Consider the following 23,295-nt stretch of genomic DNA (forward strand, 5'->3'; position numbering starts at 1 on the left):
TTAAGTGATGGTCTTCAATATTATAAAGATTTAGAAAAGACATTACAAAAAACGCTTGTTGTAGCGGAAAAGGCTGCTGAAGAAACGAAAAATGCTTCTATTTCAAAAGCAAATGCAATTGAACAAACAAAGAAAAAACGTTACAAAATAATAATATCAAAATACATATAGAGGAGGTAACTTTATGTTAACACCTGTAGAAATGCAAAACAGACCACTAAAAACCGGACGTGGATATAAGAAAAATGAAATGGATGAATTTCTCGAAGAAGTATTCAAAGATTATGAACAATTATATAAAGAAAATTTAGAATTGAAAGATAAGCTTTCCGTATTAAGTGATGGTCTTCAATATTATAAAGATTTAGAAAAGACATTACAAAAAACGCTTGTTGTAGCGGAAAAGGCTGCTGAAGAAACGAAAAATGCTTCTATTTCAAAAGCAAATGCAATTGAACAAAAAGCACAGGCACAGGCACGTTATATTATTGAAGATGCAAAAAAGCAGGCCGAAAAAATCCACAATCAGACAGTGACCTTATTACAGCAATATGAAAATTATCGCTCTCAGTATAAACAGCTTGTATCTGCACAGCTTGAATTAATGGAATCAGATGCATTTCATTTACGGTTAAATAATATCGCTGATACACCTGACTTTTTAAAGGAAGAAGAAACAAAAAATGCAGATATTAAAATACCAAATATAAACAAAAGTAGAGCAGTAGAGCCAGAAATAACTTCACCTGAAGAAGAAATAAAAGATGAGAAATCAGATGATACAATTCCGGTAATAAATATTCCAGATATTGATATTCCTGAAGTTAATATACCTAAAATAGAAATGCCAGAGATGGAATCTACAGAAATGGTTCGTAAAGCACCTGATTCTGCAGATGTAGAACAAAAACCTATCGTTGTAGAAAGTACTACACATGTAGAACAAAGTAATAATAATACAAATATTAGCCATTCAGAGCAAAAAAATGAAGATTTAACATTAAATGAAATTGTAAAAAAAGAACTCACAGAAAATATATCTTCTATTAACAGTTCTTCTTTAGAAGCTTTTGCTCCGGAAAAGAAACCAATCAGGCAAGAGGCAAAAACGGAATTGAAAAGACCAGACAAAATACGTATTACCAGACCGGAACGTTTGTACATTCATAAAAAAATTACAAGCTCACAAGAAACTTCTGTACAAGAAAAAAATGATAATTTTGATGATACATTTGAATTCCTTTAAATTCTTCTTATAAGTGTTATATATAAAGGAGGGACTGTTTATGGATATTATAAATAAAGAATTGATTATAACAAAAGAGGATAATCCAATTTATACCATATATATCGAAAACAATTATAACAAGCTTTCTTCTGTCATTGATAAATTGCAATTAGAACATGGAAAAGCATTAATTGTAACGGACTCAAATATCGGTATTCATTATGCCCAAGAAGTAAAATCAATTGTAAATCAATCAATACCTTTTGTCGAAATTTTAACATTAGAGCCTGGAGAAGCGAATAAAAATATTGAAACAATTCAAAAAATCTACCATACATTAATCAGTTATCAGTTTGACAGAAAAGATATTTTAATTGCATTGGGTGGTGGGGTTGTTGGAGATATGACAGGATTTGCCGCTGCGACTTATTTAAGAGGAATTCGCTTTATACAGCTTCCAACTTCTTTATTGGCAATGGTCGATAGCAGTATTGGTGGAAAGACCGGAGTAGATTATTTATCCTACAAAAATATGGTCGGTGCCTTTCATCAGCCAAGTGCAGTATACATCAACCTTCAGGTGTTGAATACTTTACCAGAACGAGAATACTATTCCGGCTTTGGTGAAATTATAAAACATGGTCTGATTAAGGACAAATCATATTATCGATGGTTGAAAAGTAACAGTTCCTCCATTTTATCCAGAGAAAATGAAAGTTTGACCGAAATGATTTATCGAAGCTGTTCGATAAAAAAACAAGTTGTTGAATCGGATCCACATGAAAACGGCGAAAGAGCATTGTTGAATTTCGGTCATACAGTTGGACATTCAATTGAAAAACAATTAAATTTTAGTTATCTTCATGGCGAGTGTGTTTCATTAGGAATCGTAGCAGCAGCACAATTGTCTTATGAACATGGAAATCTTTCCATTGATGAATTGGAAGATATAAAAGAAACATTAAAACAATTTAAACTTCCGGTTTGCTTATCTAATGTTTCTTTTTCATCAAAAATAATTGCGCAAACTACAAGAAATGATAAAAAAATGGAAGCTGGACAAATTAAATTCATTTTACTTCATTCAATTGGCGCCGCATATATCGACAAAACAATTACAGAACAGGAGATTGAGAGTGCTGTTCAGTTAATACTAATTTAAGAGATTTTAAGAGATTTTAAGAGATTTTAAGAGATGAGGTAACCTATGAATCAGAAAAAAGCACGAAAAGGCGTAAGTATTCTTTTGTTACTTGTAATTATTGATCAGGCAACAAAGCAATTGGCAAAATATTTTTTAGAGGGAACAGAGGGTTTATCTATTATTCCAGGGGTGTTTTCTCTTCAGTACCTTGAAAACAGAGGTGCAGCTTTTGGAATATTTCAAAATAAAACAATTTTTTTAGTTGTATTAACATTAGCAATCATGCTTTTACTGTGTTATGTTTATATAAAATTACCAGATACAAAGCATTATCTGCCTATGGAATATACTTTGATTTTAATTGCATCAGGAGCGATTGGAAATTTTATTGACCGTATTATAAACCGGTATGTGATTGATTTTTTCTATTTTGAATTGATTGACTTTCCAATTTTTAATGTGGCCGATTGTTATGTAACAGTAGCTACAATTTTATTGCTTTTATTATGTCTTTTTTATTACAAAGAAGATGATTTTACATGTTTATCAAAGAAAAAAGGAGAATAAAATTTTAAAATGGAAAATCAATTACTTACTTTCTTAGTAACGGATGAAGATAAAAATAAACGAATTGATAAATATCTCACGGAAAAAAATCAAGAACTTTCACGTTCCTATATTCAAAAACTAATTCAAGATGGTCTTGTTACTAAGAATAATAAAATATTAAAAGCAAATTATAAGCTATCAGTTGGAGATACGATATCGGTTGCAATTCCTGCACCTGTTGACCTAGATATTGAACCTGAGCCAATACCTCTTGATATTATTTATGAAGATGATGATGTAATATTAATTAACAAACCTAAAAATATGGTAGTGCATCCTGCACCAGGACATTATTCAGGAACGATTGTAAATGCGTTACTATATCATTGCAAGAACAATCTTTCCGGGATAAATGGTGTTATGCGACCGGGTATTGTTCATCGGATTGATATGAATACAACCGGTGTTATTGTCGCCTGTAAAAATGATAAAGCACACAATTGCCTTGCAAAACAGTTAAAAGAACATTCGATAACAAGAAAGTATGATGCAATCGTATATGGTAATTTCGCTGATTTAACAGGTACGATAGAAGGTCCAATAGGACGTCATCCGATTGACCGAAAAAAGATGGCAATTAACCAAAAAAATGGGAAATCAGCGGTAACTCACTATACCGTTTTAGAAAATCTTCAGCAATTTTCACATATTGAGTGTATGCTGGAAACAGGAAGAACGCATCAGATTCGAGTTCATATGGCAAGTATTAATCATCCGCTATTAGGGGATGATGTCTATGGTCCTAAAAAAACAAAATTTAGCTATTTAGAAGGTCAGACACTCCATGCGAGAGTACTTGGCTTTATTCATCCTACAAGAAATCAATATATGGAATTTGAGGCACCTCTGCCTGAATATTTTAATCACTTATTACAACAACTAAGATAAATTGATAGGTATTACTAAAAAATTAATTATGTTGCAAAAGTATTACATAATAAGTTGACTTTTTTATTCTAATAATGTAGAATTTAATTGATAATTTCTACAAGTGTAGAGTTTGATTCTTATTATTTTGTTAAAGGTAATATTAATGGAGGTGTTTTTGTGAAGGAAATACGACTTCATGAAGGTGAATTAAATATAATGGAACTTTTATGGTCCAATAAAGTATTGGCTGCAAAAGATATCTCAAAAATTATAAAAGAATATATTGGATGGGAAAAAAATACCACCTATACAGTCATCAAACGTTTAATTGATAAAGGTGCCATTATTAGAGAAGATCCTGGTTTTTTATGTAAAGCCGCAATTCCAAAGCGAACCATTCAAATTATAGAAACACAGGCATTATTAAACAAATTGTACAATGGTTCACTCAGTAATTTTTTAACAGAATATATTGGGAATCAAACGTTGTCAACGAGTGAAGTTCTTGAATTAGAACGAATTATTAATGAATATAAGCTATAATTTTTTATTATGATATTAGCTGTAGTGTAGTAATAAGAACAGTATAAAAACATGTGTTTTTATATCAAAATAACTCTTCGCCAAATCCCTGTTTTGCGAAGAGAAATAAGGAGTTTATAAAAAATGTACAAATTCAAATCAACGTTATTATTTTTTTTCTGTTTTACTTTTATTCTTTTTTCGGGGAAAATTGCATATTCGGATACCGTTTCAGAACCGAATCCAACTTCAGAACCTACTGTAACTTCAGATTCAACACTAATTTCAGAACCTACTGCAAGTCCTGAGCCAACACCAACTTCAGAACCTGTCACAAGTCCTGAGCCAACACCAACTTCAGAGCCTGTTACAAGTTCTGAGCCGAATCCAATCCCTAAAGAGATCCCTTTGTTATCCCAAAAAGAATTAACGATTGTATATGGTAAAAAAGGAAATGTTCCAAAGATAAAAAATCTTCCGGCTAATTACAAAATTTCATATAAGGCTACAAATACATCCGTTGCCACTGTAAGCAATAAAGGTATAATTACTCCAAAAGGCATAGGGAATTGTAAAATAAATATAAAGATAACTGACTTATCATATGATAAAAATACGGTATATACTCTTCCACTTAATATTCATATAATATCAAATATAAAGAAAATTACATACCAGTATCTTGAATCTTCTTCGATTACATTAGCAGTCAGTCAAACAAGAAAATTAGATTATACTATTTCTCCAAAGACTTCTAAAATTCCTACCTTGGTCTGGAAATCTTCTAATCCTGATGTTGCTACTGTTTCGACCAATGGAATCATAAAAGCAAAAAAGCAAGGAAAAGCAAAGATTTCGGTTTTTGTAAAAGGGAATAAAGCGATATCGGATTCCATAAAAGTAACTGTAACAAAAAGAGCCGATTCTTTTTCACCTAAAAAGCTATCTATTGTTGATCCTTCATCTTCTAGATATACATACACTGCAATGGAAACCGACATTAGGCAATTACAAAAAAAATATGGCGATCGTATTCATGTAACAACAATTGGAAACTCTTATGATAATCGAAAAATTTGTGAAATCACTCTTGGTAATCCAAATGCCACTAAGAATATCGTCATTAATTCTGCTATTCATGCAAGAGAATATATGACATCCCAGCTTACCATGAGACAGTTAGAATATTATTGTAGTAATTATTACAATGGAATTTATAAAGGTCGCTATTATAGTGAATTATTTGATAACGTATGTATTCATTTGATACCAATGTTGAATCCAGACGGTGTTTCCATCAGTCAATTTGGCTTAAAAGGAATTCATAATGCTACTTTGCGTCGTAATGTAGAAAAGATAGGAAAAAAATATGGAAACGGTTCATTCTCCTTTTATAAAAAATGGAAAGCAAATGCACGTGGCGTTGACTTAAATCGAAATTTTAGTCCAGGATGGAAAACTTCAGCAAGAAACTACAAACATCCAAATAGTGCCTATTATAAAGGAACTATGCCGGCATCTGAAAAAGAAACACAAGCTATTATAAAAACAATTAACCTGCAAAAACCAGTTGCAACACTTAATTATCATGCAATGGGTTCTGTTATATATTGGTATTTTGGTCAAAAAGGAGAACTATTAAATAGGTCAAAAAAATTGGTTTCAGAAATTAAACGTCTGACCAATTATATGCCAATAAACGGAAGTTATAACAAGAAAGACGCTGCAGGGCTCGGTGACTGGACTTCTATATGCAAGCACATTCCAACTGCAACCATTGAAATCGGAAGATCACAATGTCCGGTTTCAATCAAAGAATTTCCGTCAATTTGGAATAAAAATAAAGAAATATGGGTGGCTACTGCCAGTTTATATGATTAATTTCATTATATATTTAGCAAAACAAGGAAAGGAATTGATTAAAATGAATGAAAATATTTCATATAATAAGCAACTTACTATTGATAATACTTCGAAATTACGAGAATTATTGACAACACTCCCTGGTTTTTGTAAGGAATATTTTCGGGCAATTGAACCAAAAACTTCGACTAAAACAAGAATTTCTTATGTATACGATCTTCGTGTTTTTTTTCAATTTTTAATTCAAACAAATCCACAATTTAAAACATATAATACAACCGATTTTAAATTAGAAGATTTAGAACAGTTAGAATCCGTGGACATTGAAGAATATTTAGAATATCTAAAATTGTATCAAAATCAGGATGGAAAAAGTTATACAAACGATGAACGTGGAATTCATAGAAAACTATCTTCTCTCCGTTCATTTTATTACTATTTTAACCGTAGAAAATTATTGAAAACAAATCCATCCTTACTTGTGGATATGCCCAAAATTCATTCGAAAGAGATTGTTCGCTTAGATTATGATGAAGTTGCTATGCTGTTAGATTTGGTAGAACATGGAAGTCCTAATTTAACTGGACGAAAAAAAACTTATTTTAAACAAAATAAATTAAGGAATTTGGCAATTTTTACCCTTTTGCTTGGAACTGGAATTCGTGTATCAGAATGTGTTGGCTTAGACTTAAATGATGTTGATTTTAAAAATGACCGAATTAAAATTATTCGAAAAGGTGGAAAGGAAGATTTTGTATACTTTGGAATTGAAGTTGAAGAAGCATTGCGAAATTATATAGAAGTCAGTCGCACTGCTATTACTCCTTTGCCTGGTCACGAAAATGCTTTATTTCTATCTATCCAAAAAAGAAGAATGACTGTTCGTGCAATTGAAAACTTAGTATCCGATTATGCAAGCCAAATTACAACCCTAAAACATATTACACCGCATAAACTTCGCAGTACTTATGGAACTACTTTATACCGGGAAACAGGTGATATTTATCTTGTTGCCGAAGTGTTAGGACATAATGATGTAAATACGACAAAAAAGCACTATGCTGCACTTGATGAAGACCGTAAACGTAAGGCAGCAAATGTAGTTAAATTAAGAGAAAGCTAGTATTTGTTATTAGTTATAATTAGGAAGTCACACCCTTTTACTTATATCAATTATCAATAAAAAGGTGTGACTTCTTAATTGGATTTTGCTTTTGTATAATAAGTATTTTTTTCTTTATACCATTATGGAAATTGCACTTTTATAAGTGGATTTCCCATATATTCGATAAATCGGAACATATCATCAACGCTAATTTCAATTGTTGCTGTATTAATATTTGGATGGAATGTAATCTTCTCTCTTTCTAAGATTTCCGTATCTACAACAACTTTGATATCATGCTCTTTGTTATTTATAAGTCCGAATACAGATACCATACCTGGTTTTAAATTCAAATATTCTACTAATTTTTCTTCAGAAGCAAAGCTAACATGTTTTTCTCCAACCAAAGGTGAGAATTCCTTAATCTTTAATGGCTTATTTCCATTCATTATTACGAGATAAAAATCTGTTTTTTTCTTATTCGTTAAAAATAAACTTTTACTAGGAATACCAGTTAAATGTCCCATACATTTATCTGCTTCCTCACAAGTAATCGTTGGCTCATGTTCTGTTCTTGAAAATGGAATATTTAATTCATCTAGTACTTTGTAAACCTCTTTTTCAACTTCTTGAATCATAATCTTCTCTCCTATTATTTAAAATTACATTTCTAATTTTATATATTAAGTTTATCTAATTTCGTACAAGATATCAACTACTTTTCCTTCTTTTTCTTTCTTGAACAACTATTATATGGAAAGATTACACGATTTTCACATGATTTTGTAACGCCCGTTCTAATTCTTTCTGCTGTATTCCAATGTATCTTTGTGTCGTTACGACAGAACTATGCTGAAGAAGCACGCGAACTAATTCGATATTATAATCTGAATTGACATAAATATCCGTGGCAAAATACTTTCGAAAACTATGCGTTGAAATGCAGTCTAATCCCATATAATCCGCGACAATCTTAAGCTGCTTTTGCACTGCTCTTACTGTAATTGGGAACAATCGGGCTTCCGGACGAATCCCTGCACGTATTGCATAATTTTGGATATAAAGATAAACTTCCATTGGAACTGTAAAGGTTCTTGCCTTTTTTGTCTTTTTTTCAATAATGTCTAACCGATAACGGTCACCATCCAGCACAATATCAATTAACCTTAGTTGAAGGACATCGGAGATTCTAAGTCCTAAATTTGCCTCAAGATTTAATATTGTTGCTAATCGTTCATTTCCTCGGAAATGTTTGCCATCTCCATAATCAAATCCATTTCTTATTAGTTGAACTATTTCCAAATAGGATTCTTTTGTCAAAGATAATGTCTTTTTATTTGCCAAACTAGGTACCTCATTTCATATAATATTTTCCTATTTTTATTTTACATAATAGTTCGTAAAAAAACAAGTAAAAGTTCGCCGCTAATCTGTCAAACCCTAATAAAACCAGTAAAGTTCGTATTCTATTACAGAATACGAACTTTGCTGGTTTTATAGGCATCGTTTTAATTCACTTGCTTTTCTATTTTTTCTGCCTGCTCTTCTATCTTTTCAAAGTGATACTCTTTCTTAATTTCTTCGATTGATCTTGCGTATTTTTCAAGATTCTTTGTATTATAATAATCTTTTATTAAATCGTAAAGTGTAACCGGCTTTTTTACGGATTGTGCATTCAAAGAATCCTGCCACACATGCGAATGATATAATCGATCTAACGTCATACAGAGTAATGCGCCGGAATCATATCGATTCCATTTAATTTCTGATGTATAGCCTGAATTTTCTGCAATAGCAGAAAAAAGAACAGAAAACTTTCTATCTTTATCAGACTTAATTCCAGATAGTAATTTTAACTTTGGTGTATCGGTGCAAGAAGATGCCTTTATCCCAACATAAGTTGCTGTTCCCTCCACTGTTTCATGTTTCTTTTCTTCTACGTAATCAATTGGATCTAATAACTTTCTATACTCAGAAATTGTCACATAATCAGCAACTGCCCTCTTTAATTCTTTATAGTCATAGGAGTTTAGTTGTCCTAACAACACATCTAAACTAGCGTATTGTAAACCGAGATAAGAAAACCATTCTTTTGATTTACCTGATAATATAATTTCCTTTTCTGTTCCCCAATCATTTTGAATTGTATAATGAAATAATTCATGTGAAAGAAATGGAACAAAATACTGGCTTGGCTTTAAGGCATGTTCTAAATTTTTCTTGTTATATTTCATATAATAAACATGAGAAGATTCTCCTAATTTCATATTAGAACCAATCGTCTGAAAATTACCGAAGGGACTCCACGTAGCTCCAATCCCTGGTGTTAAAACAGATAATCGATAGACATCTGGCAGATGATAAGAAGCCGGCATATCAATTTTCTGTGCATACCATTTATTTTCTAATCCTTTGACCCCGATGGCATAAGCATTTCCACGTAACAGATTTATTGTATCACCCGAAAAATTAAGACAATCCCCCTTCCTTACTAAAACAATTGGAAGTTCTCTTAAGTCATATTGTTTCCATAGTTTCTTTTCTTTTAACTCTGTTTCAGAATACAACATATTTAACTGTGAGAGCATCGTTCTATCGGTCTTACTTAAGTTATTATAGTTTCGATTGAATATATGATTTGATAAAATGGTTAGTCCTAATAAAATAATAAGTCCTGATAAAACAAACCAAAATTTCTTATGTTTTTTGTGTTTTATATTTCTTCTTTTCATTTGCAGCCTGCTACTCAAAATAGAAATAAATATCCCCTTTGTTTTGGTAGCTTCTCCTTTCCTTTTTCCTAAATTCTATATTGCTTCAATATAGAAAAGTATAGCATAAAAAATCCTTTTGTTATTTAATTTTTTCTAACATTTTTTAGCTTTTTCTTTCGTATAATTAATAGATTCATTTATTATACAACAAGCAGTCATGCCATTAAAATTTCCAAATACTGTGATAGTACACTTCTAATCCTCAATTTTTTTGCATAATTCATTAGCTTATGATAATCTTTCTCTTTTTCTTTTGTATAAGCTTTTAAAACACTATAAACGTAATCTTTTTCTAATTTATTACGTGCCTTTACAATATCACATATTGTTCGTTCCTTATCATATATTTGTATCAAATGGTTATACTTTGTAAGATATTCTATTTTTCCAAGTTCATGTAATTCAGGTTTGACTGTCATAACGCCTAAACCTGATTCTCTAAGTCGGTTTGTGGCATAAGTCTGTGGTACGGTAACATAAATCTTATCCGGTATTGTATCAACAAGATGATGAAGTACTAGGGCTGTTTTACCGGAAAAAATAATCTGTTTTGAACGAAGCTGAATATAATATAATTGATCCAATTTTGTCCGAGCTGTGATATAAATTCCATGAGAAACATGCTCTAGTTTTCCCTCTTTTTGAAATTGATTTAAATATTGTCTTGGAATTCCAAGGTCTTCAACATCTTTGGTTAAAATCGTTCCATCTGATTCTGCAATAAATTTTTCTAATGCTTGTTCATAATTCATATAATTTTCATTTCCTTTTTCCTTTTAGATTTACATTTGTATATCTATTATAAAATATAATTATACGAATGTAAATACAAATAAATTTTTCTATTTTATTTAATATATTCTGCAACTTTTTTTGCGAACTGACTTAACCATTTATCAAATGGAAATAATATAATGGTAGTTCCTATATTTAAAAAAGTATGTATATTTGCTATCTGCGTTTCTATATGCTCAGGGGTGAAGGCTATAAAAAGTGATTCTAGGGGAGTCCATAAAAAAAGAGGTATAAATACAACCATGCTAATAACATTAAAGAGTAAATGCACTAACATTGCTTCTTTTGCAGAACGATTTGCTCCGATAGAAGCCAAAACAGATGTAATACAAGTTCCTATATTTTGCCCAAACAAGATGTAAACAGAGCTTGATAAATTAATTAATCCACTTCCCGCTAATGCCTGTAATATTCCAACTGATGCCGAAGAAGATTGTATAATTGCTGTAAATATAGTTCCAATTACAACGCCGATGAATGGATTTGTAAAATTTGTAAGCATTTCAACAAAAAATGGATTATTTTTTAACGGGAGCATTGCCTGACTCATAGTTTCCATCCCAATATATAATACGCCAATACCAGAAAGCAGATTTCCAAACACATGAAATTTCTTTTTTTTAAAAAAAGTTATAAGAATCATTCCTAAAAATGCAATTACAGGAGCAATATAACCTAAATCAAATGCTAGCATTTGACTGGTAAATGTAGTTCCGATATTGGCTCCCATAATAATCCATGTTGCTTGCTTTAAAGTCATAATTTTAGAACCAACAAGGCTAACTGTCATAACCGTAATAAGTGAAGACGATTGGACAAACGCGGTTACAAGTGTTGCCGTGATGATTCCAAGACATTTTGTTGAAGTGAATTTTTCTAAAAGGATCTGCATTTTATTACCTGCCAGATGTTCTAACTCCTCCTTCATCATCTGCATGCCGAAGAAGAAGAATGTCAGACCACTGAGTAATTTTATAAAATTCGAACTTGTCATGATTATTATCCTAAAATGAAAAAGTATCACATTTGTGATACTTTTAATTTGTATATTATATTCTGTTAATCCGAAAATATTCGTTCCCATTCATTAATCAAACGTTCAAACGACCAAATAGCGTTTGCCGGACTTGTAGATGGTAATCTTATTGCTTTAATCTCCGTCTGTTTTAAACAATATCGCTTATAAAGTTCGTCAGCTTTTCCACCATTAACTACAATTTTTTTTATGTTTGTTTGCTTAAGAAGTGATGGAATATCATTTGGCACTACATTTTTTATACTGCTATCGCTCGAACCACAAATGTCACAACTTTCAATAACATCCCACAAAGCAATATGATTTTTTAGCAACAACTGCTTTTTTTCTTCAATCGAAACAGGTTGTTCTACATCTAATAGATAACTCAATACTTTCCAAAATCGATTTTGAGGATGATGATAATAAAATTCTCCCTCTCTTGATTTCACAGATGGGAAAGATCCTAATATTAATATTTCTGAATCTTTATTATATACAGGTCCGAATGTATGAGTCACATGTTCTGTTTTTTTCTTTTCCATTTTATTCATTCCTTTAATTTTATTCGTTATCTTCGAAATTTCTTTCTGGTACCGCTATATATTCCTCGTGATAAATCTTTAGTGTAGTAGCAAGCATTTCAAATCCCAAAAACATGACATGATGTGTGAATTTTTCAAATGGATCCGATATTAAAATTAATGCTAAACCAATTGTAACAATAGCCTGAATTAATTCAATTCCAAATTTTAAGTGAACAGACAGTTTATAAAATGCAATATTTAACTCTTTGGTACCTTTCATCAGACCAAAGCCACCCCATGTATACCCTAAAATACCTATCGAATTTTCATGTTTCAAAATAATAAATGTTCCCATTATTAAAAGAATCAATGCCTGTGCTGTTTCGGCTGTTTCTAATGTCTTGTATTCTTTTTTCCTTATTGCATTCCATTCATAAACAAAACCAACAATAACCATTGAGCCACCAATCATATAAGGAAGAGCAATTGTTAAATGAGATGGAAAAACGATGCAGATTACAGCAGCCAATGGAATTAAATAAATTCTAAATTTTTTCAACAGTTGAATCACTACAAAACTCCTTTATACAATTTAATCTGAATTGCCTATTACTTAAGCTTAATTTCTTCACTGGAATTTAAGTATTCCGGTTCTGTAATTTTCTCAGATGAAGCATCATGAAAATACGTTCTGAAAAAAATTATTTCCCCTGTAAAAGGTTCATAATTTAAAATATGAGAAGATTGCTCTGAATTTAGTTGATTTTCCGAAGCTTCTCCACCAAGACAAGTGTATTTATTTCCCTTTTCATCAAAAATATCTAAAATATACCCCTGACTTTTTTTTAATTTATCGCATGAATATTCAATTGAAGAATATATGGCATGTTGAGTAACTTGCTTAACCATTAGTGATTTTCCATTTGCCAAAGTATATTTTTTATTTACTGATATTCGATTCTTTTCATATAATTTCTCTGGAAATTGAAAATTAAATTCTGCTTTCTTTTTGTCATTTAGAGTATAGAGTGTTAATGTAGCCTTTTCTCCTGCCTGATTAGAAAGATTGCCTAAAATTTCTTTCGGATCTTCGCAAACAGCAATATAATAACTATCATCCCCATTGTTCTCTGTTGCAAAATTAGAAATTGATAAGAAATATTTTGTTCCACCTTCCAAAACTAATCGCATTTTCGCAGGATACTCTGATGGAAACAGACTTTCATTTTTTGATGTCAGCTTATAGCAAATATCAATTATATTCTCCTCACACAAAACAGATTCTACTTTTAAATCTGAATTGGCGATTTCTTTTATATCTGTTGGATTTGAACGAAATTCTTTTAATTCTTCCGAATAAAATCTGTCATATGAAGAATAAGAATTTGACGACGCAGAAATTACCGGTTCATTTTCAAATCGTCGCAATAAAATTGGTATTAAAAAAATACAAATCAATAAAACCAATGCTCCAATTGAAATAAATTTTGAATATTTCGTTGATATTTTTTTCATGTTGACTCCCTCTCTTCCACTTCTTTTTGCCAAGTAATAAAAATTATCCTGTTTTCCAACGTTTGTACATTAAATTTGCTCCTATAGTGAGAAAACAATTTATATTATCCTAACAAAAAGAAGACTTTTTTCAATTATAACATAAATAAAGAGGGAATCCTATTAATTTTTTCGAATACAGGTAAAATTTTTATAAAATCTAATACTATATAATTAATTGAATCATTTCGATTGTTCACCGAGAGAATATTTTTCTTTTTCATGAAAACGTTCTAAAAAATGATGTTTTTCACCATTTTGCTGGTATGATATTACTGTATTCAAATTAACATTGTACATACTTTTAAATATATTCATATCAATAATGTCGCTCGTTTCTCTAAATTTATTGATAAGTTGTTTCATTTCCTGTCTTTTCGATACATCAGCGGCATTTTCCGCATGTGCAATATTTTCAGTAAATCGACATGCACATTGAATAAATTCTAACTCATTATATTCCATCCAGCGAATAATATCTTTTTCCTTTACATAATAAAGCGGACGTATTAATTCCATACCCGGATGATTTGTACTTTTTAATTTTGGCATCATTGTTGTAAATTGTCCACCATATAAAATACTCATTAAGATAGTTTCTATTACATCATCAAAATGATGTCCCAATGCTATCTTATTGCAACCCAAAGATTGTGCCTTTTTATATAGATAACCTCTTCTCATTCTTGCACAGAGATAGCATGGATTTTCTTCAATATTAACAACAGTATCAAAAATCTCTGTATTAAAAATAGTTATCGGTATATTCATAATTTTGGCATTTTCAATAATTTTCTCGCGATTAACCTGATTATATCCGGGATCCATAACAATGAATTCCAGTTCAAAATTTACCTGCCCGTGTTTTTTTATCTCCTGCATACATTTTGCCAAAAGCATGGAATCTTTGCCACCAGAAATACATACCGCTATTTTATCCCCTTCTTCAATCAATTCATATTCTTTAATTCCCTCAATAAATTTTCTCCAAATTGATTTTCTATAACGTTTAATTATACTCCGTTCAATTTCTTGATATCGTTCCATCTTTACCATCACTTTCTTTTCTATTTTGTCCTAATAATATATTAGACTCTGAAAATAAAGTTATCTCCAGAGTCTAATAAATTTACTTTATCATAATTTTGTTGCTTTTTCAACTGTCATTTTTAACTGGTTTCGTTCAATTGTATCTAAAATTAACTTTTCCGAATTGGAATCAAGAAACAAAAATAGTTGTGCAATTAATTCCTCTCTATAATTTTTATGTATAAAAAACCGGTTTTCAATGCAACGAACACGTTCCGCCAATCCATTCATTTCTGTAACGGTATATTGAATTATATCCTCTACATCCTCTTTGAATACTTCTGTGTAAGAACTGGAAATTGTTAACCCGGTTACTTCTTTTATTATTTTTGCATAAGAGGCAGCTACAATACTTCCAAGGTCTTCCAGCCTTTTAATTGTTTCTTCATTTAATTGAAATAAAAAATATGGATTTAATTCTTCTCCTTTTAGTATCCATGATGCATAGGACTTTTTCAAAAGAATTAAAATACTTCCTTTAATTTCACTTTGCGAAAACATTGTTTTTATCCCAATTAAATTGTTATCTTTTAGATGAACTAATTCAAGTAATTGCTTTGCACGACTTGGACAAATCTTGGAGTTTTCCATATAAATTTTTTGATGGAATAAATCCCCAAGAAGCTTAGATGCAATTTGAAACCCTTTTTCTGTCAAGTCCCGTAATATTTGGTCAGTTTTATTTCTATTGGCAAGATACATATCTAAAATATCCATTGGCATCGGTTTTGAAAAATAGTATCCTTGAACATGATCACAGCCTATTTGTTCTAAAAATTCAACTTGATTTCTTGTTTCAACACCCTCACAAATTACTCGAACATGAATCCGATTTGCCATCTCAATAATACTCTCAATAATTTGATGACTTCGTTCAGATAGTTCCCCATCTGGCAAAAATCCTCTATCTAATTTCAACACATCAAATGGAATTAATCGAACCATATTTAGAGAAGAGTATCCGGAACCAAAGTCGTCAATAGAAACCATACAGCCCAATTTTTTTATCTGTTTAACAACCTTCACGATTCCGTCCATATCCTGTCCGAATACACTTTCTGTAATTTCCAGTTCAATATATTGTTTCGGAAAGCTAAATTGATTCAAAGTTTCTTGTAGCCGTTTGATGTAATCTGTTTTTGTAATAGTAATCCTTGACTGATTAATAGATATTGTATACATTTCTTCTTCTGACTCATAAATTGATTGAAGCTTTTCACACACACGTTTTAATACAAAAAAATCAATTTCAATGATAAATTCATTTTTTTCAAAAATCGGTATAAATTGATTAGGTGATAGAAAACCAAATTTTGGAGAAATCCAACGTATCAATGCCTCGGCTCCTACAAATTGCTCATCAGATAAGCGATATTTCGGTTGCATATAGATCTTAAATTCATCTTCTCTCAAAGCATTATTCATTCTGGAAATCAGCTTCTTTTCTTTGTTTAGCATTCGTTCCATTGCATCATCAAATAATGCAAAAGTATGATGCTTCTCACTAACAGATTTTCTTGCTGCGTCTGCTCTGTCAATTGCATAAGAAATTGAATCCACCTTTAAATCGTTAAAGAAGTAAATGCCACCCAAAAATTGCAATAAAATAATTTCATCTTCATAACAAACTTTTTTCTTTGCATATAATTTATCTAAGGCAATCATAAATTGGTCATTTGATTCTAATAATGTTAATACATGAAAAACTGAATTTCTGTCTCTTGCCAATAACAGAGTATTGGGCAATTCCTGTTTTAATAAATCCGAGAAATAACGAATTACTTTATTTAAAACAGAGTAGCCATACCATTCACTGATTTCTGACAGACTTCTAATTTCAAAAGAACAAATTGCATAATTTTGACCCTTTTTATTTTGTATAATTTCTTCTCCTAATTCATAGAAAGTGGAATAACTCATAAATCCTGTGACTGCATCAGCACCAGACAGGCGGGCAATTTCTTTTTCATAACGGATACTTTGAAGCTTTATTCCTATTATTTGAGCAATATAGCGGAACAAATTAATATCTTCGTAGCTTGAATGTTCATATTCATCTTTATACTCAATTCCTAAAACCCCGATTGGCTTCTCTGACACATAAAATAACAATTGTATGCCAGCCAAAGAGCTATTTGGAATAACCATTTGAAAACCTTTGGGCAATGGACAGTCCTTTGACCATTGAAGTATTTCATTTTCGTCAAAATAGGAAAAATATTGACCTAAGGAAAAACAATCCAACCGTTGAAATGAGAATCTTTTACTTTCTGTTTCTTTATTAAACCATTCATAATTCATAGAAATAAATCGATTATCATTAGACAATTCCAAAATATAAGTCCGTTTTAAATGATACAATTCCCCTACAATTTCTAGCACACGGTTAATTGCAAGCTTTGGTTGTCCAATTCTTGTAATTAAATTTAAACATACTGGTATTACATTAATTCGGTCATATTTTATTTGGAGTAAATTCTTAGGGATTGCATCAGTTGAAATGGAATCTACAGAATACTGTCCGTTTCCTTTTTTCTTTGCTTCCTCTAATGCCACCTTAGCTTTTTTTAATAAAACTTCAAAAGAGTCCTCACAGGTTAAAATAGAAGCTCCTACAGAAACAGTAACTTCAACCTTTTTATTTCCATAACTATAAACATCCTGAAGTGTTCTGCAGATTTTTTGACATTTTAGCAAAACAATTGAACTTTCCTTTATATCCTTCATAAAAACAAGAAAACATTCTTCTTTTATGCGGGTAATGATATCACTTGAGCGAAACATCATTTTTAACTTTTGAGCAGCCTCTGACAAAATCAGCTCACTATTTTTCTTTTCTACCTGCATATAAATTTCTGCCATATTATCAAGTGTAATTAAAAATAAACCGCACTGTGTCCGTTTAGAACAAAAAGCTAAATAATTGTTAATTAAACGGATTGCTGTGCGTTCACTATACAATTTTGTTAGATAATCATGAGAAACATCTTCAATCTCATACTTTTCAATTCCAACTTTGCCAGGCATTCCATTTTCTTGGAGTAAATGAGCATGAACAGTGGGAATGGAAATATGGAACCGAATTAACTTTAGTTCTTCTAAATCTGTTATCTGGAATACAAATGTCATAATTAAAGGACTCTTAAAAGACTTTGAATATTCATAATATTCCATGTAAGCAAATCCTTCAATTACACAAACTGTTTCATTTGAAATTACAGTATGAAATTGCTCGTCTTCTATAAAATAAGCAAAAGATTGCTCGTCTTTATGTTTTTCATAATAACAAATGGTTTCTTCTAAAGAATTGCTGTACTCTCCTTTTCGAATCCCATTCCATGAAAAATTCTCAGCTAAAAAAGGAACTATATTTTGGAAGGATTCCCTTCCCGTATAAAATTGAAGCATTTTTTCAGACAACTCAATTGCCTTATTTTCCAATCCAATCATAAACTTAGTTCCTCCTTTTATTGTAAAAACAACATTTGAATTCTCTTTTATTCTCACCATTTTTAATTATACATGTAAAATAATTATTAGTCAATTTACATAGTGCAGAAGTAATGATTAAATATTTTTGCAATATGCTGTAAAGTTTCTTTTTTTCTAATTAAAGATATAATTTAAAAAAGAGAAAGGATACTACAATAGTACCCTTTCTCTTACTTATTTTTTACACCTATCTTACGTTCTGTACCGGAAAGTAATCGTTTTATATTTTGCCAATGTCGTAAATAAGCAAGTATTGTAAATAAAAATGAAATAATCATCATATGTAAAAATACAGGACTTTCCTTATAAAATAAAAAGGTATTTAACGGCAGCAGCCATGCCACAATTAAAGAACCAAGTGAAACATAGCGGGAGATTGCAACGACTGATACAAAAATGATAATACCAGCTAATGTAATTCGTGGGTCAGCAATTGAGATTATAATACCTCCCATTGCAGCAATTCCCTTTCCACCTTTAAAATTCAAATAAAAAGGAAAATTATGTCCTAATACAACACCTAAACCAATATAAAGGGCATATAATTCCCAATAAGCAGTTTTATCGGCAAACATAATGCGGTAAACAACAATAGGAATAATTGCCTTAAACGCATCTCCTAAGAATGTTATTAAAGCTGCCTTTATCCCCAAAGTCCGGAGTGCATTTGTTGCACCTGCATTACCACTTCCCTCTTTCCGGATATCCATATTATTTGCTTTCCCAACAAAATACCCGGTGGAAAAGCATCCACAACCATATCCTATCAATAAACAAATAATAATCGTAGTTATCATATACCTATTTTTCCTTTCTCTCTCTTGTGATAAATCGAAGTGAAGTTCCGGTGAAACCAAACGCATCACGAATTCGATTCTCTAAATAGCGTGTATATGAAAAATGCATAAGCTCTTTGTCATTTACAAATATAACAAAGGTTGGTGGTTTTACTGACACTTGTGTTACATAAAAGATTTTTAAACGTTTTCCTTTATCGGAAGGAGGTTGTTGCATTGCAACCGCTTCAGTCACAATTTCATTTAATACACCAGTAGCAATTCTTAAGTTTTGATACTGAATTACAGTTTCAATTGTTTCAAATACTTTTGGAAGTCTTTGACCTGTTTTTGCAGAAATAAACATAATCTGTGCATATGGCATAAAGGAAAGAATTCTTCTAATCTCATCTGTATATTTTGCAACTGTTTTATTGTCCTTTTCTATCAAATCCCATTTGTTTACACAAATAATAATACCCTTGCCACGTTCATGAGCAATTCCGGCAATTTTAGCATCTTGTTCCGTTACTCCTTCAGTGGCATCAATTACTAATAATACCAAATCAGCTTTTTCTACTGCAGCAACAGTACGAACAATACTATAACGCTCAAGTTCCTCTTTAATACGACTCTTTCTTCGAAGTCCTGCCGTATCAATAAATACATATTCTTTTCCATTCCATTTTACAGCTGTATCAATTGCGTCCCGGGTCGTACCAGCAATATCCGATACAATAACTCTCTCTTCACCAAGAAGCTTATTGATAATAGAAGATTTTCCAGCATTTGGTTTTCCTACGATTGCAATTCTTGGCCGTTCGTCCTCTTCTTCCGTAGCAAGTGATTTATTAAAATGAGAAGTTACCTCATCAAGCATATCACCTAACCCAATCTTAGAAGAAGCTGAAATTGGATATGGGTCACCTATTCCAAGATTATAGAACTCATATACATCTGGCATATATTTTTCAAAATTATCTACTTTATTTACAACTAGCACAACCGGCTTATGAGATTTTCGAAGCATATCGGCTACTTTAAAATCTGCATCCACCAAACCTTGCTTTACATCAACTAAAAACATAATGACATCTGCAGTTTCAATTGCAATTTCTGCCTGCTGACGCATATGGGAAAGCATTATATCTTTTGTATCCATCTCAATACCACCGGTATCAATCATTGTAAACTGATAATTAAGCCAAGTCACATCTGCATAAATACGATCTCTTGTTACGCCTGGATAATCTTTTACAATGGATATCTTTTCCCCTGCTAATGAATTAAATAATGTGGACTTTCCTACATTCGGACGTCCTACAATTGCAACAATTGGTCTACTCATTCTTCTACTCCTTATCTATAGTTATTCATCCAAAACGATTGTACGAACCAAAGAAGCTCCATCTGAAGCTACAATCCGGATTTTAATACCTAATTCTTTTTCCAAATCATTTACTGTTAAATCATCTAATAATACTTCTTCACCACTTCTTAACAATACATCAGGCAAAATTAAATAATCTCCCAGTTCTTTTCCTTTTAATTGCTTTATAATATCCTGTCCTGTCAAAAGCCCTGCTACGGTAATATCATGTCCAAAGAAATCATTTTCTATCATATATACTTTACCACGAATACCAGGGTAAATACAATTCACTTTTTTAATTATTTTTTCTAAAATTGGTGCAGCAAGCCTGCCGGTTGCTAACGATATTGTCTTACTTCTTATTTCTTTTTGCTCTCTCGATATACACTCTAATTCCTCATCGACTTCATCAACAAGTGAACGAATCATTCCGACGCCATTTTCAATCTGTCCATATCCTTCATAATATTCTTCGTTTGGTATCTCTTCTTCTGCAATTAGATACCATTCATCACTTGGGAATACAAATCTTGTGCCATGTTCTTTTAAAAGTTTTTCCTGCCATTCATGAATTAGTTCTAAAACTTTTTTTGCATCTTCTTTTTCAAACTTTTCAAGCTGTACTAAATTATCCCGATATTTTGTCAATCCAACCGGAACAACTGATAAACTTCTCATATAAGGAAGCAGTTCCGACAGTTCTTTAATACTGCGCTCTAATTCCTCACCGTCATTATAACCTTTACATAATACAATCTGACTATTCATTTCAATTCCAGCTTCATACAGCCGTTTTACCTTCTGCAGCGCATCACCTGCAAAACGATTGTGGAGCATTTTACAGCGAAGTTCTGGATTCATTGTATGAATTGAAATATTAATTGGTGACAGTTTATATAATATAATGCGTTCTAAATCTTCTTCCTTCATGTTGGTAAGTGTAATATAATTTCCCTGTAAAAAGGAAAGCCTTGCATCATCATCTTTAAAGTAAAGAGTATCTCTCATTCCAGGAGGCATCTGATCAATAAAACAAAACATGCACTTATTATGACAAGAGCGATAAGCATCCATCAGCCCTTCCGAAAAAGAAAGTCCCAAATCTTCTTCATATTCTTTTTCAATATCAAGTTCCCATTCTTCTCCATTTTGTTTGCGGACTAAAACAGTTAAATATTCTTCATTCATATAATAATGATAGTCAAATACATCTTTTATTTCACAATCATTAATGGATAATAGAATATCTCCCGGTTCCAGTTCTAATTCTTCTCCGATACTTCCCGGAGCTACTTCTGTAATTTTATGTCCTTTCATCTAATCTTCTCCTTGATAAGAAAAGTCGCCTTATTCGGACGACTTTTCAAATAACTTATTTTTCCACTGCGGAGTCAATAACTACTTTTTGAGCTTTTTCCATCAATAACTGTTGTTTTAAATCTTCTTCTTTTACTTTCTTTTTTATATCTTCTTTTGTTCCATAACCATTATTGACAAATTCATCAATTTTAGCTTCGTATTCTTTATCTGTAACTTCCAGTCCCTCTTTTTCTGCAATTGCAAGAGCAACTAGTTTTTCAGCAACACCAGCTTTTACAATATCCTTTGTATCTTCTTCAAAAGTCTTTTCAGAAGAACCAAACTGGGATAAAATAGTATCTAAATCCGTATTGTAACTTGCTGCCATTTGTTGATAATATGATTTAATATTTTCAAATGCTTTATCTAATTCTACTTGAGGGTATTTTTTGATTTTTGTATTTTTAACAGCTTCCTGCCAAACAGCACTTTCGTTTTGAGCCTGTTTTTCATTTAATAGCTGTTCATTTGTAGCCTTTTTATATTCTTCTACTGTTTTATAATTTGTATTCTTCTTTACATATTTGTCATTTAATTCAGGAATAATTGGGTCACCCTGAATATAATTTACTTTAACTGTAAATACAACTTTCTTTCCAGCTAACTCTTTCGAATTATAATTTTTTGGAAATGTAAGATTTAGTTTTACTGTTTCTCCAACTTTTGCACCAATTAATCCATCTTCGAAACCATCAATAAAGGTATTAGAACCAATTGTAAGATCGTATCCTTTTTGGGAACCACCCTCGAAAGCCTTTCCATCTTTTTTCCCCTCATAATCGATGTTTACTGTATCACCATCTTTTACTTTTCCTTCTTTTATTTTCTTTTTCTCTGCATTCGACTCTAATTGCTGTTTAATGTAAGTATCTACATCTTCATCTGTTACTTTTGCAGCTTCTTTTTTCAAGCCTTTATATTCTCCTAATTGTACACAGTCACTTATTTTATAATTTTCATCTTTACTAGCCTGTGTTTCTGCTTTGGTCGTTTCTTCTTTTTTAGAAGAAACTGATTTGTCCCCGCATGCTGTCATCATTGCTACAAGGCTGACAACCATAATTGTTGTTACTACTTTTCGTTTCATTTTCATTTCTCCTTTTTCTTCACGCAGATTTTTACCTGCACTATACATTTATAACACATTCTGCTGAAAAAGAAAAGCATTTTATTGAATTCTTAAGAAAAGTCTGTTACAATC

At 31.3% G+C, this 23,295-nt stretch carries 22 protein-coding genes; 8 read left to right on the forward strand and 14 right to left on the reverse strand.

The genetic code is table 11. The features are described 5' to 3' along the window. The 8 genes from FYJ58_RS15360 to FYJ58_RS08870 all read left to right on the forward strand — a co-directional run. Window positions 1-171 (forward strand): DivIVA domain-containing protein (locus FYJ58_RS15360; protein WP_205839217.1); only part of this gene is annotated, 171 nt, incomplete at its 5' end. 13 nt (window positions 172-184) lie between these two features. Then, window positions 185-1,246, forward strand: coding sequence for a DivIVA domain-containing protein (locus FYJ58_RS08840; RefSeq protein ID WP_154519376.1), 1,062 nt, complete (start codon window positions 185-187; stop codon window positions 1,244-1,246). 49 nt (window positions 1,247-1,295) lie between these two features. Continuing rightward, window positions 1,296-2,390: a 3-dehydroquinate synthase gene (gene aroB, locus FYJ58_RS08845; protein WP_408647380.1), complete on the forward strand. Its 1,095-nt coding sequence runs from the start codon at window positions 1,296-1,298 to the stop codon at window positions 2,388-2,390. A gap of 45 nt (window positions 2,391-2,435) precedes the next feature. After that, a complete protein-coding gene (lspA, locus tag FYJ58_RS08850; protein WP_154519378.1) occupies window positions 2,436-2,939 on the forward strand; it encodes a signal peptidase II in 504 nt (167 codons plus the stop codon). 9 nt (window positions 2,940-2,948) lie between these two features. Next, the gene (locus FYJ58_RS08855; RefSeq protein ID WP_154519379.1) at window positions 2,949-3,869 is read left to right on the forward strand and encodes an RluA family pseudouridine synthase; all 921 of its coding nucleotides are present in this window, start codon (window positions 2,949-2,951) and stop codon (window positions 3,867-3,869) included. A gap of 159 nt (window positions 3,870-4,028) precedes the next feature. Further along, complete coding sequence (locus FYJ58_RS08860; protein WP_328597826.1) at window positions 4,029-4,394, forward strand: BlaI/MecI/CopY family transcriptional regulator; 366 nt, start codon at window positions 4,029-4,031, stop codon at window positions 4,392-4,394. Between the two features lie 123 nt (window positions 4,395-4,517). Beyond that, complete coding sequence (locus FYJ58_RS08865) at window positions 4,518-6,254, forward strand: M14 family zinc carboxypeptidase (protein ID WP_154519380.1); 1,737 nt, start codon at window positions 4,518-4,520, stop codon at window positions 6,252-6,254. Window positions 6,255-6,297: 43 nt separating this feature from the next. Beyond that, window positions 6,298-7,359, forward strand: a complete 1,062-nt coding sequence (locus FYJ58_RS08870; protein WP_154519381.1) for a tyrosine-type recombinase/integrase — start codon at window positions 6,298-6,300, stop codon at window positions 7,357-7,359. A gap of 122 nt (window positions 7,360-7,481) precedes the next feature. On the opposite strand, the gene FYJ58_RS08875 is transcribed toward FYJ58_RS08870, so the two are convergent. The 14 genes from FYJ58_RS08875 to tig all read right to left on the reverse strand — a co-directional run bounded on the left by FYJ58_RS08875 (window position 7,482) and on the right by tig (window position 23,181). After that, window positions 7,482-7,979, reverse strand: coding sequence for a prolyl-tRNA synthetase associated domain-containing protein (locus FYJ58_RS08875; RefSeq protein WP_154519382.1), 498 nt, complete (start codon window positions 7,977-7,979; stop codon window positions 7,482-7,484). Window positions 7,980-8,103: 124 nt separating this feature from the next. Continuing rightward, window positions 8,104-8,685 carry a tyrosine-type recombinase/integrase gene (locus FYJ58_RS08880; RefSeq protein WP_154519383.1) on the reverse strand — a complete coding sequence of 194 codons (582 nt, stop codon included), beginning with the start codon at window positions 8,683-8,685 and terminating at the stop codon, window positions 8,104-8,106. A gap of 164 nt (window positions 8,686-8,849) precedes the next feature. Next, a complete protein-coding gene (locus FYJ58_RS08885; RefSeq protein ID WP_154519384.1) occupies window positions 8,850-10,073 on the reverse strand; it encodes a hypothetical protein in 1,224 nt (407 codons plus the stop codon). 197 nt (window positions 10,074-10,270) lie between these two features. Then, entirely contained in the window at window positions 10,271-10,867 is a 597-nt protein-coding gene (locus tag FYJ58_RS08890; protein ID WP_154519385.1) for a type IV toxin-antitoxin system AbiEi family antitoxin domain-containing protein, read from the reverse strand. Window positions 10,868-10,962: 95 nt separating this feature from the next. After that, window positions 10,963-11,904 (reverse strand): Na/Pi cotransporter family protein, encoded by a 942-nt coding sequence (locus FYJ58_RS08895; RefSeq protein WP_205839211.1) that lies wholly within the window; start codon window positions 11,902-11,904, stop codon window positions 10,963-10,965. 65 nt (window positions 11,905-11,969) lie between these two features. After that, the gene (locus FYJ58_RS08900; RefSeq protein WP_154519387.1) at window positions 11,970-12,470 is read right to left on the reverse strand and encodes a DNA-deoxyinosine glycosylase; all 501 of its coding nucleotides are present in this window, start codon (window positions 12,468-12,470) and stop codon (window positions 11,970-11,972) included. A gap of 19 nt (window positions 12,471-12,489) precedes the next feature. Then, window positions 12,490-13,023 carry a DUF308 domain-containing protein gene (locus FYJ58_RS08905; RefSeq protein WP_154519388.1) on the reverse strand — a complete coding sequence of 178 codons (534 nt, stop codon included), beginning with the start codon at window positions 13,021-13,023 and terminating at the stop codon, window positions 12,490-12,492. Window positions 13,024-13,061: 38 nt separating this feature from the next. Next, on the reverse strand, window positions 13,062-13,967 hold the full coding sequence (locus tag FYJ58_RS08910; protein ID WP_154519389.1) for a hypothetical protein: 906 nt from the start codon (window positions 13,965-13,967) through the stop codon (window positions 13,062-13,064). Between the two features lie 222 nt (window positions 13,968-14,189). Beyond that, a complete protein-coding gene (locus tag FYJ58_RS08915) occupies window positions 14,190-15,053 on the reverse strand; it encodes a tRNA 2-thiocytidine biosynthesis TtcA family protein (protein WP_154519390.1) in 864 nt (287 codons plus the stop codon). 90 nt (window positions 15,054-15,143) lie between these two features. After that, window positions 15,144-18,545, reverse strand: a complete 3,402-nt coding sequence (locus FYJ58_RS08920) for an EAL domain-containing protein (protein ID WP_205839212.1) — start codon at window positions 18,543-18,545, stop codon at window positions 15,144-15,146. Between the two features lie 212 nt (window positions 18,546-18,757). After that, window positions 18,758-19,384: a glycerol-3-phosphate 1-O-acyltransferase PlsY gene (gene plsY / locus FYJ58_RS08925; RefSeq protein ID WP_154519392.1), complete on the reverse strand. Its 627-nt coding sequence runs from the start codon at window positions 19,382-19,384 to the stop codon at window positions 18,758-18,760. Window positions 19,385-19,388: 4 nt separating this feature from the next. Next, window positions 19,389-20,711, reverse strand: a complete 1,323-nt coding sequence (der, locus tag FYJ58_RS08930) for a ribosome biogenesis GTPase Der (RefSeq protein WP_154519393.1) — start codon at window positions 20,709-20,711, stop codon at window positions 19,389-19,391. 21 nt (window positions 20,712-20,732) lie between these two features. Continuing rightward, the gene (locus tag FYJ58_RS08935) at window positions 20,733-22,052 is read right to left on the reverse strand and encodes a DUF512 domain-containing protein (RefSeq protein WP_154519394.1); all 1,320 of its coding nucleotides are present in this window, start codon (window positions 22,050-22,052) and stop codon (window positions 20,733-20,735) included. A 55-nt stretch (window positions 22,053-22,107) separates the two neighbouring features. Then, complete coding sequence (gene tig, locus FYJ58_RS08940) at window positions 22,108-23,181, reverse strand: trigger factor (RefSeq protein ID WP_205839213.1); 1,074 nt, start codon at window positions 23,179-23,181, stop codon at window positions 22,108-22,110. Window positions 23,182-23,295 lie beyond the last annotated feature (114 nt).

Source organism: Velocimicrobium porci (assembly GCF_009696045.1).
Lineage (GTDB): Bacteria > Bacillota > Clostridia > Lachnospirales > Lachnospiraceae > Velocimicrobium > Velocimicrobium porci.